Raw genomic sequence first — 10,411 nt, forward strand, 5'->3', positions numbered from 1 at the left:
GTTGCACGAAGGTGTCCAGGAATCTGGAGGCGGCTGCTGTCTGACGGTCTTGAGTTCCGTGGACGATGGGAGCGCCGGAGTGATGGGAGTGTGTGGATGTCCTGGCGGCGTGACCCGTGCCGGACGGCTCGTACGGCCGCGTTCATGCCGGGATGAACGGCTCTGTCAGATGCGGTGTTGCCAGGTGCAGTGTGGTGGTGGGTTCGCGGCTGAGCAGGCGTTGTCTTGAGTGCCGGGCGGCTTCGGGGTCGGTTTCGTGCGTGTAGGCGAGGTCGGGGTGGAGCAGCTGGAGTGCGTGGACCAGGAGGTCGCCGGTGATGAGTGCCGTGTCGCGCCGGTCGGTGATCAGCACGCTCTGGTGGCCGGGCGTGTGACCGGGTGTGGCGATCGCGTGTCCGGCGCGCAGTGGTGTGTCCCCGTCGAGGAGGCGGAGCCGGCCGGCCGCTGTGAGCGGGTCGGTGAGGGTCTGGCGAAGCTGTGGGTTGAGCGTGTCGAGGGCGTCGAACTCGGCCCGCTGGAGGAGGTATTGGGCGTTCGGGAAGTAGGGGCGGCGGCCGCTGGTCGTGCCGGCGGGCGCGGGGGCGCCGCCCACCGCGCCGCCGGTCGCAGCGGTGCCGTCCATCGCGCCGCGCGCTGAGGGGAGGGCCGGTTCGGTCACGACCGCCCACCCGATGTGGTCGGTGTGCAGATGCGTGAGCACCACGGTGTCGACCTCGGCCGGGTCGATGCCCGCGGCGGCGAGTGACTGGGGGAGCGCACCGGGCACGGGCGCCCACGAGCCGGCGGGGCTGTCCGCCGGACCGATCCCGGCGTCCACGACGGTGAGGCCCTTGTCGCCGCGGATCGCGTAGGCGCGGAACTGGAGCCGCCAGCGGCCCTCGGCGTCGACCGCGCCCGGGTCGTAGCGGTCGGCCTCGGCCCACTGAGCGGCCGTGGCCTGGGGGAAGGCCTCGGCGCGCGGGGAGAAGAACGGGCCCTCGCCGTCGGCGAGGGCGATGATCTCGGTCGGGCCGATCCGGAGGCGGGGAACGCTGAGGGACATGGCCGCGATCCTGCCATGCCTTGCACGCGGGGGGGGCCTCGCCTCGTGCCGTGATGATCTCGGTGTGGGGCGAGGTGATCTCTGGGATGAACAGGGGGCGGTGCTGGGGTCGTTGCTGCCTGTTGCGGTGGTGGGCAGGCCGTCGGTGTGCCGGAGGCGGCTGATCAAGAGGATCCCGTTGGAGGGTGCGCACTGGTGCCTGTGGCGGGGTCTGCCGCCGCAGTACGGTCCGTGGCGGACCGTCTAGGGGCTCTTTCGCCGCTGGCAGCGCGATGGGACGTGGGTGGCAATCCTCTGGGGGGATGGCTGAGCTGGGCAGACACTGATGGGGAGGGGGTAGCGCCGTCGTGTTTCTGCGGTGGCGTGGTGGAGGGGGGGCGCCACGGTGTCTGTGCCGGAAGAGCGTCAGGCGCGGGAGGCCGCGGCTCGGCCGCGTGTGGAGGAACTCCCGGCTGAGGTTGCGGAGTTGGCCCGCCGGTTGGAGGAGGCGCGGGAGGACCTGTCGCGGTTGGAGATCATGCGGGGGACCGGCACGTGGGTGCTGGCGGTGCTGGCGGCCGCGGAGGCCGGGCCGGATGTTGCGGCTTGGGGTCTGCGGCTGGGAGGGTCTGTGGGCGGGTGGGCTGGTGTCTGGTTCTTGGCTGCCGGGGCGGTGTCCGGTGCCGGAGGCGGGAGTTGGTCGACGCGCTGACCGCCCCCCTGAGTTGGGCCTGGCGGTCGCACGGGCCCGTCCAGCTCGGTGCGGTCTGTCCGCCGCGCGGGAGGGGGGAGGGCGATCGGGCTGGATGGTCAGGCCCGCACCGGCTTGATGGGGTGGCGGTTCGCCACCGTCAGCTCTGCCTCGTTCCAGCCGGACTCGCGCGCGGCAGGCCCCGAGTGGCGGGCGGTCGCCGATACCGTCCGGGCTCGCGTAGGGGCGGTGCGGGCGTCCGGGCGGCGGGAGTGCCGTAGCCGTGGCGGGACCGGAGGGGCGGCCGCCGTCATGTCGGCGGGGGAGAGGCTTTCGCATCGGGAGGCAGCGCCTCGGTCGTGGGCGCGGTGGCGGCCGAGCGGCAGGCGCGGCGGCCGGTGTGCTTGCGGTGCGGGCGGAGGGTCTCCGGGGAACGCTGGAACTGCGTCCGGCTGCGCTGCCGGACGGGGGTCGATCGGGCTGTGCGGGGCTGTGTCGGGATGAGCGCCGTGCACGTGCGGGGGCCGGACGGGCCGCGCGCCGCCAGGAGGAGGAGAAGGAGGAGGCCGGCCGTGCGGAGACGGAGCCGAACTTGAGTGCCGCGGCTGCCGCAGACGCCGCCGGTAGCCGGCCGGCATGGTGGGGACGGCGGCCGCGGCGCGCGAACCGGAGGTGTGCGGCGGAAGCCGATCCGCTCCTATGACCGCGGTGTGCTGGCCCAGCGCCACGTGGTGGGACGAGGGTGTCCCGGCAGGTCGGCGCGGCCGGTGGCCCACAGCAGGGTGGGCCAGGGATCCGCGCCGCCCGGAGCCTGTGGAAACAGACGGGCGAGCACCCGCGAGCAGAGAGCGGAGGGCGGGGTCCAGGCAAGCCCGAAGCCTTCCGCCACATCGTGCATGTGTACCAGCGTCTCTACCACCCCCATCGCCGCGGAGCCTTCGGGGTCCGACACCCCGGCGGCGTGGTGGGCGCGGACCCGGGGCGGCGTCGTACGCACCATGGCGACCAGCAGCGCGCCGCACGCCTCCAGCACCTGCACCAGGCCGGCCGGACCCGCATCACGGTCCGCGAAGAGGAAGACCGCGGGTCCGTCCGGCCTCTTCTGGCTCAACGCGAAAGGCACATGGGTGTCCAGCGGCGGGCTCTGCGGCCTCAGCTGCACGGCGTAGTGGAACAGGTCGTTGGCGAGGTGCTCGACGGTCTCCCAGCAGTCCCACTCCAGCGAACCGGCCTTACCGCCCCACCCCTCGCGGGGTGCGTCCCGAAGGATGCCCACGGCGAGCCGCACGGCAAGGTCGACGTCGTCCGCGGTGACGGGAGACAAGACTGATCCGGTTTCGACTGATCGGGACATGGCAGCACCGTATCGCGAGGCAAGAGGGCAACTCCTTCCAGCTAGTGCTGTCTAAAGCGTGTTGCAGAAGGCCGTGAGCTGGGCATCTCCGTTGTATGGCTGGGGTGTTGAGGGCCGAGCGGTTGTGGGTGGAAGCGTTCACCGGGCTGTGGGTTGAGCAGTTCGGACGGTTGCTGAAAGTGGTGCAGGAACGTGGTGGTGATGGCTGTGGATGGGGGCGTCCGTGGCGGCTGCCGCTGGCCGAGCGGGTGCTGTTGGTGGCGGCCTGCTACCGCACGAACCTCATCATGCGGCAGCTCGCGCCGCTGTTCGGGGTTTGGCCGGCCACCGTCTGCCGGGTGATCCAGAGGCTGGGTCCGCTGCTCGCCCTGGAGCCTGTCCGGGTGCCACGGGATGCCGTTGAGCGGTTGTGGATCGTCGATGGCATCCTCATCCCGGTCCGCGACCGCACGGTGGGCATGTCCTCACGCAATTGCCGCTTCTCGGTGAACGTGCAGGTCATCGTGGACGCGGACACGCGCCTGGTGGTGGCTGCAGCCCGCCCGGTGCCGGGCACGACAGCGGATGCGAAGGCCTGGCGGGATTCGGGTCTGGCCGTGCAGTGCCAGAACGTCACCGTGCTGGGCGATGGCGCCTACCTCAACACCGGCCTGATCGTGCCGCACCGCAAACGCCCCGGACGGTCGCTGCTGAAGGGCGAGGAGGAGGACAACGCCGCGCACCGCAAGGTCCGCGCCCGCGTCGAGCACGTGATCGGCCGAATGAAGAACTACAAGATTCTCCGCGACTGCCGGCAGCACGGCGACGGCCTCCACCATGCCGTCCAGGCCATCGCCCGCATGCACAACCTCGCCCTCGCCGCATGACCGAACACGCCAACAGCCCAGCTCAGCCTGCCCGCCCACGGCCTTCTGCAACACGCTTTACTGAGCTTTTCGTTAGTTCTGTGGTGGTTCGGGATGGATTTTTAATCCAGTGTGAGTGAGGAAGGACCACGGGAGGTGTTCGGTGGAGCAGATCCGGTGGATGCCGCGTTCGGCCGCGTCGGCGACATCGGCGAGCTGGTCGCCGGCGAGGTTGGCCAGCTCGCGGGCTTTGATGGCCGCCCACAGCAGTTCCACTGGGTTGAGTTCGGGTGCGTAGGCGGGCAACCGTTCCAGTGTCAGCCAGTTCTGCTCGGCCACCCACGCCCGCATGTCCCGACTCCAGTGGGCCGACAGTCCGTCCCAGACCAAGACCACCGACTCGCCGGCATAGAAGGTCTTGAGGTCTTCCAGCACGTCGATCAGGGACGCGGTGTCGTAGCTGCCCGGCTTGAGGCGGAAGCACAGCCGCGGACCACGTTCGGGGTCGGCGCCGTGGTAGCCCAGCGCGGCGGCCATCCCGGCGCGTTTCCAGTTCAGCCGGTGCCGCAGCACGGGGGTGTGCCCGCGGGGCGCGTAGGTGCGGCGTACCTGGGGCAGCAGCGACACACCTGACTCGTCGAAAAACACGAGCCAGGCACGTTTCTTCACCGCCCCCTTTTGATACGTGGCCACTCCTGGGCGACCCACCGGGCGATCTCGGACTCGTCCCGCTCGACGGCCTGACGCCTGGGCCGCTGCAGACTCCACCCCAGCCGCCCGGTCAGCAGGCGCCACACGGAGGCCCGGGCCAGCGTCACCCCGGTCACCCGCTCCACCACCTCGCCGACCCGTTCCAAGGTCCACAGGTCTGCCTCGAATCCGTGCGCCTGGGCGCCTTGCTCCAACGCGGCCCGGACCAGATCGACTTGGGCATCATCCAGCTTGGGTGGCCGGCCGGTGGCCGGACGCCGCCGCAGTGCCTGCGCCCCGCCCTGCTCCCACAGGCGTTTCCACCGGCGCACGCTCTCGGGGTGCATCCCCACCACCCGTGCGACCTCGGAGGTAGAGCGTCCCTGCTCGAACAATTCGACCGCGCGCATGCGACGGGCCTCGGCCAACTGCGGCCGTGTCAGCGGCGGAACAGAGACGTCGGAAACAACGGCCTGCGACTCGGAAGACACACCAACATGCTCACACCACCGAAGCCCCAGCGCCCACAGAACTAACGAAAAGCTCAGTAGTGCTGTGACCGGAACCGATCACCGGGTTGCGACCTCACGCTGTGGCGGCAACTGGTCGTCCGCCCCAGCGGATGCCCTTCTCGCCGCGGATGCGGGCGCGTTCGCGCAGCTGGGCGGCCAGGACATCGGGATGGCGGGCGTTCTGGTTGCGCAGCGCGGGCAGCGGTGCAACTCCCGTGTCTGGACGGTGTGGTTGGGGTGGTTCGAGTTGGCGAGGGTGAACTGTCGGAGTGGTCCAAAGTGCGCCTCGATCGGGTTCGCCCAGGACGCGTTCGTCGGGGTGCAGCACCCGACCTTGTTCCTCGCGGCCCGGCGCAGGATGCGCCAGTTCTTGTGGGCGGACAGATTGTCCAGGATCACGTAGAGCGGGGCGCCGTCCGGACGAGACGCCCGGATGCTCTTGAGCGCCGCCCACGAGGGACCGATGCCCTTGCGGCGCTGGAGGTCCTTCGACGATCTGGCTGACCTGGCGCCAGTTCCGCACCCAGGCCACCGTGGTGTTCGCCACCGTGACCGCCCTCGCCCCTCTTCAGCGGCGCCTGCACTCGAACGTGACGACGCCATCTTGGCATGACTGGATCAGACACAGGCACTCAGCTTGTTCCTCATCTACCAAGACCTTCCAGGCTTGCCGATGGCCTTGAGGGTCTCGGGGGCGTTTGACGGTCTTGCCGACGTCGTCACAGCTCGACCTTGTTCCTCGTCGCCCACTGGCGGATGTCCGCGCGGGTGTGGGCGGAACGGTGGTCCAAGATGATGTAGATGGGGGCGCCGTCGAGCCGGGCGGCCCGGATCGACTTCAGCGCGGCGAGGCTGGTGGCGGTGCCCTTGCGGCGCCGGTTGACGCCCACAGGGTGTCGTCGCCGACGGAGTAGCAGCAGCCGTCGAAGTAGGAGACGCCGTGGGTGCGGTGGTAGGTCACCGGCACGCGGTCGGGCTTGCCCAGTTCGGCCCGGCAGGAGCCCTGGGTGGGCCGGATCCCGAGGGGTCCGAACTCGTCGAAGGCGAAGACCCGGTCCGGGAAGCGTGCCAGCAGGTGCTCGATGCGGTCGAGTTTGGCGTCGCGGTCGGGGTCGGGGCGCCCTGCCGCTGGCCGCGGTGGTGTTCGCTCCCGAGGTCGGAGTGGACAGCGGCCTGCTGGCGCGGACGGAGTACGGCCAGAGTGCCTTGTTCGCCTACGAGGTGGCCCTGTACCGGCTGTGGCAGGACCGGAGTGTGCAGGCCCGGACGGTGGCCGGCGACGGCGTGAGTGTCAGGCCCCTCGTGCGGGTCCGCGAGGTCGGATCCCGCCCCGGCCGCGGCTCCCGTTTCGCGCGGCGCGCGCCGCGCCGGTGCCCGGCTGGCGGGTGGGCTGCGGCGTGTGGCGCCGGTGTTCGGCGGGTGGGTTGTGGCGGCCTGCTGCCGGGCTGTCGGCGGGTTGGGTTGTTTGTCGGTGGTGGGTTGATGTTGCGGGGTGGGGTGGACGGGGTGGTGGTGGGGGTCCGGTGGTGTCGGTGGTCTGTGCTTGAGGGTTGCTCAAGGGTGGGTTGGGGGTTCGGGTGGGTGGGGGTGGGTGTGGGGTTGAGTGGGGTGATGGAGTCTCCTTCGATGCCGCGGACGGTGACGGTACGGTGGTCCGGCGGTTCTGGATCGGGCGTGGGTGGCCCGTTCTTGGCTGGTGTGGGGCGCGGCGAGGGGGGTTGGCCGTCGGGTGGGGTGCCGCGCTGGCATACCGGGGGTGGTGTGCGGGGGGTGGGTGGGGCGCGTGCGGCCGAGCGGCTGTTGCGTTCTGCTGTGCTGGCCCCGGCGTCGGGTCCGGTGTTGTTGCATGCGGTGCGGGTGTTGCTGGATGCCGGTCATCCTCACCGGGCGGCCCTGTGGTGTGCGAAGCTGCGCCCGCGGGCGCAGAGCGCGGTCTGGGCGGCCGCGTTCGGTGCGCTGGGTGCGGAGGCGTTGCTGCAGCTGGGTGAGCTGGCCGGCGCGGAGTGCGAGGCGGGCCGGGCGCTGGAGGCCGCGGGCGGCCGGCCTGGTGGCCTGTACCTGTGGCCGGCCGCGGTGCGGGCGGAGGCCCTGATCGCGCTGGGCCGGTGGGAGGAGGCCGCCGCCGGTCTCGGTGCGCCCCTCCCGCAGGCCCGGTGGGCGGCGGTGCCGTGGTGGCGTGCCCGGGGCCGTCTGCATCTGGCGGCGCACCGCTACCAGGATGCTCTGGAGGTGTTCCGGGTGACCGGCCGCCTCGCGCTGCGGCACGGTGCGGGCCGGCTGCCGCACCTGCCCTGGCGCGGTGATGTGGCCGAGGCGCTGCTCGGGCTGGGCCGTGCCGGGGCGGCCCGTGCCCTGCTCGCCGAGGAACTGGCCCTGCCCGCGCTGGGTCCCCGGCACCGGGCGGGCGCCCTGCGGCTGCTGGCCGCCACCGACGAGGCGGGCCGGCGCCCGCACACCCTGGCCTGTGCCATCGGCGAACTGCGCCGCTGCGGGGACCGCGCCGAACTGGCCCGGGCGATGGCCGACCTGGCCCGCGCCCTGGACGTGCTCGGCGACTCCTGCGCCGCCGGGTTTGGGCGGCGCGCCGGCGACCTGGCGGCCGAGTGCGGCCTGCCGTTGGCCGCGCCGGCGGCGCCGTAGCCGGCGGCCCCCGGGGCGGAGGTGAGCGCCGCCTGCGCGGCCGGGCCACGCCGTGCGGGGGGCGGCATCCGGGGGAACACCGCAGCACAGCCCCGGCCGGCACGGCCCCGCGGGCCGGTCTGCGGGCCGGCCGCGCCGGCGGGCTGGGAGCCGGCCGAGAAGCGGGGGAGCCCGGCTCGTGTCCCTTCACCCCGGGGGGTGTACCCGTCAATGTCTGCGGGGTCTGCGGGGTCTGCGGGGTCTGCGGGGTCTGCGGGCCGGCCGTGGACGATGCGGCGGTGCGCCGGGGTCGCTGCCGCGTGGAGTCCACCCTCCGCAGAGCGGCTCCTCGGGGGCGCTTGTTGCTGCCCGGGCGGCGCGAAGGGCCTCACCGGCCGGGGCGGGTGCGGAGCGCCCCGGCCGCGTAGGCGGGGGCAGGAGGACCGCGCCGGGCGCTTGCCCGGCGTGTCCTTTTGGCCGGACGCCGGGCTCGGCGCGGAACTGGCGCGGCTCTGCGCGGCGTTCACGGCGTGGTGCCAGAATGAGGGGGCCCCGGCCGTTTCGGCGCGTGCCGCCCGCGGCCGGGTCCGCGCGGTGGGGGGCACGGGCGCCGCCCACCCGGATGATCCTGTCCGTCGGCGGAAGGACGGCCCGGGCAGCGGGCTGGTGGGCGACGAGGAGACGGCATGGGTGCTCTGAGCGCCAGGGACGGGATCGTCCATGAGGCCGGCGTCGTGCGGCGCGCGGGGACATCGGCACGCTCGGCTGCCTGCGCCGGAGCCCGGACAGCCCGGGCCGGTTGCCGTCTTGCCGGGCCGGCCTGCCGGCCACCGCGGCGGCGGGCTGCGCCGGGATCGGGCCCGGCGGGGGGCCGTCCGGCTCGTCGGGGAGGTTTTGCCGCCGGGTCGTGTGGCTGCTGCCGCACGGCCGCGGTACCCGTCCCGGGCCGGTGCGCGGCGGGGGCGGGAGCCCGGGCGGTGGCTTCGCGCACGCGTGCGCCCGGCGGTGCTGCGGGAGCCGGGGCATCGCTCTGTCGTGGGGACCCGGGTGCGGTCGGATATGTGACGGCCTTGTAAAGAACCGTCTGCCCGGTATATTTTTGGGTGGTGTTCGTGCCCGGGCGTCGGGGCCGGGTGGGACGGGGCAACGGGGAGGCCCGGATGGCGAGTGGGACGAAGACGCAGGTGTTGATCGTCGGGGGAGGGCCGGTGGGCATGCTGCTGGCCGCGGAGCTGGCCGGATACGGGGTGCGCACCCTGGTCATCGAGTCCGGGGCGGAGGTGTCCGGGCATCCTCGGGCGACCACGCTGCATGCCCGGACGGTGCAGTGCCTGGTGCGGCGCGGGCATCTGGAGGGGCTGGCGGCGGCGGCGGACCCGGCGGCCTTCGGCCGGGTCTTCCATTTCGCGGGGCTGCCGGGGCTGGCCATCTCGGCGCCCGCCGCGGAGCCGGAGCCGATCTTGAAGTGTGCGCAGGAGGAGCTGCAGCGCCATTTCGAGAGGCGGGCGAGGGCGGCCGGTGCGCGGGTGCTGCGCGGGCACCGGGTGACCGGGGTGCGGCAGGGGCCCGACGGGGTCCAGGTCACGGCGCAGGGGCCGTACGGGCCGGTCGGCTGTGCGGCCGGGTACCTGGTGGGGGCGGACGGCGCGCGCAGCACGGTGCGGGAGCAGGCGGGCTTCGCCTCGCGGACCTGTCCGGCCACCGTGTCCGCGATGGCGGGCGACGTCCGGCTCGCCGGGGAGGCCTGCCTGGGGCCGGGATGGCACCGCACCCCGCGCGGCTGGCTGGTCGCCAAAAACGTCCCGGGCGGCTTTGTCCGGCTGCGGACCCTCAACTGCAGCGGGGCGCAGGGCGAGCGCCGGCTGCCGCCGACCCTGGAGGAGCTGCGCCGTGAGGTCTCCTGGATCGCCGGGCGGGACATCGCGATGGAGGCGCCCCGGTGGCTGAGCCGGTTCAGCGACTTCTCCCGCCTGGCCCGGTCCTTTCGGGCCCGGCGGATCTTCCTGGCGGGAGACGCGGCCCACGTCCACTTCCCCGTGGGCGGCCAGGGGCTGAGCACCGGCCTGCTGGACGCGGTCAACCTCGGCTGGAAGCTGGCGCTTGCGGTGCGCGGCGGTGCGGGCGCAAGGCTGCTCGACAGCTACGACCAGGAGCGCCGGCCGGCCGCCCAGCGGGTGATCGACAACACGCGGGCGCAGCTCGCCCTGATGCGCCCCGGTCCCGAACTCGACCCGCTGCGCGCGCTGTTCGGCCAGCTGCTGGCGGCCGGGGGGGAGAGCAGCGCGCTGGCCGCCATGGTCAGCGCGCAGGACACGGTGCTGGCGCCGCTCACCGCGCGGTCCTCCCCCTGGGAGGGAAGGTTTCTGCGCAACGTCGGCCTGGCCACCCGCCAGGGGCCCGCCGATGTGATCGGTCTGCTGCGCGGGGGCCGGCCGCTGCTGCTGCTCTTCGGCGAGCCGGGCGGCTATCAGGAGCAGGCGCGGGGCTGGGCCGGTCTGCTGCGTACGGTGCATGCCGCGCCGACGCCCGAACTGCCGTGCCAGGCGCTGCTGGTGCGGCCCGACGGCTATATCGCCTGGGGGCCGGCCGGGGATGGGCTGGACGCGGCGCTGGCTGCGTACTTCGGCGCGTCCGGGAGCCGGCCTGGCGTGCCGGCGGGCACGCCAGGCCGGCTCGCCG

8 protein-coding genes and 2 pseudogenes are annotated in these 10,411 nt (G+C 73.2%); 4 read left to right on the forward strand and 6 right to left on the reverse strand.

Features of this window, described 5'->3' with window-relative positions; translation table 11 throughout:
- Nucleotides 1–142: 142 nt before the first annotated feature.
- Entirely contained in the window at nt 143–1,042 is a 900-nt protein-coding gene (locus GAS53_RS53685; protein WP_151485118.1) for an MBL fold metallo-hydrolase, read from the reverse strand.
- 1,367 nt (nt 1,043–2,409) lie between these two features.
- Nucleotides 2,410–3,066: a hypothetical protein gene (locus tag GAS53_RS53700; RefSeq protein ID WP_151485119.1), complete on the reverse strand. Its 657-nt coding sequence runs from the start codon at nt 3,064–3,066 to the stop codon at nt 2,410–2,412.
- Nucleotides 3,067–3,161: 95 nt separating this feature from the next.
- On the opposite strand from GAS53_RS53700, the gene GAS53_RS53705 reads away from it, so the two are divergent.
- Nucleotides 3,162–3,932, forward strand: coding sequence for a transposase family protein (locus GAS53_RS53705; protein ID WP_151485120.1), 771 nt, complete (start codon nt 3,162–3,164; stop codon nt 3,930–3,932).
- 72 nt (nt 3,933–4,004) lie between these two features.
- On the opposite strand, the gene GAS53_RS53710 is transcribed toward GAS53_RS53705, so the two are convergent.
- The 4 genes and pseudogenes from GAS53_RS53710 to GAS53_RS57485 form a co-directional block, all read right to left on the reverse strand.
- The gene (locus tag GAS53_RS53710) at nt 4,005–4,580 is read right to left on the reverse strand and encodes a transposase (RefSeq protein WP_151485121.1); all 576 of its coding nucleotides are present in this window, start codon (nt 4,578–4,580) and stop codon (nt 4,005–4,007) included.
- Complete coding sequence (locus GAS53_RS53715; protein WP_151485122.1) at nt 4,577–5,092, reverse strand: IS630 family transposase; 516 nt, start codon at nt 5,090–5,092, stop codon at nt 4,577–4,579. Before GAS53_RS53715 ends, GAS53_RS53710 begins: the two co-directional genes overlap by 4 nt.
- Before the next feature lie 94 nt (nt 5,093–5,186).
- A pseudogene (locus tag GAS53_RS57480) lies at nt 5,187–5,593 on the reverse strand (IS630 family transposase); the annotation flags it as partial.
- Nucleotides 5,594–5,835: 242 nt separating this feature from the next.
- Nucleotides 5,836–6,284 (reverse strand): annotated as a pseudogene (locus GAS53_RS57485) (IS630 family transposase); the annotation flags it as partial.
- Between the two features lie 599 nt (nt 6,285–6,883).
- Between GAS53_RS57485 and GAS53_RS53730 the strand changes: the two are divergent.
- The 3 genes from GAS53_RS53730 to GAS53_RS53740 all read left to right on the forward strand — a co-directional run.
- Nucleotides 6,884–7,753 carry a hypothetical protein gene (locus GAS53_RS53730; RefSeq protein ID WP_151485123.1) on the forward strand — a complete coding sequence of 290 codons (870 nt, stop codon included), beginning with the start codon at nt 6,884–6,886 and terminating at the stop codon, nt 7,751–7,753.
- Nucleotides 7,754–8,197: 444 nt separating this feature from the next.
- Nucleotides 8,198–8,431: a hypothetical protein gene (locus tag GAS53_RS53735; RefSeq protein WP_151485124.1), complete on the forward strand. Its 234-nt coding sequence runs from the start codon at nt 8,198–8,200 to the stop codon at nt 8,429–8,431.
- A gap of 461 nt (nt 8,432–8,892) precedes the next feature.
- Nucleotides 8,893–10,411 (forward strand): FAD-dependent monooxygenase (locus GAS53_RS53740; RefSeq protein WP_151485125.1); only part of this gene is annotated, 1,519 nt, incomplete at its 3' end.

Origin of the sequence: Streptomyces albicerus, assembly GCF_008905045.1 — a bacterium.
GTDB lineage: Bacteria > Actinomycetota > Actinomycetes > Streptomycetales > Streptomycetaceae > Streptomyces > Streptomyces albicerus.

Bases quoted from the DNA above. Each gene is read 5' to 3' on its own strand.
- GAS53_RS53685 (WP_151485118.1), bottom strand. From the start codon at position 1,042: ATGTCCCTCAGCGTTCCCCGCCTCCGGATCGGCCCGACCGAGATCATC.
- GAS53_RS53700 (WP_151485119.1), bottom strand. From the start codon at position 3,066: ATGTCCCGATCAGTCGAAACCGGATCAGTCTTGTCTCCCGTCACCGCG.
- GAS53_RS53705 (WP_151485120.1), top strand. From the start codon at position 3,162: ATGGCTGGGGTGTTGAGGGCCGAGCGGTTGTGGGTGGAAGCGTTCACC.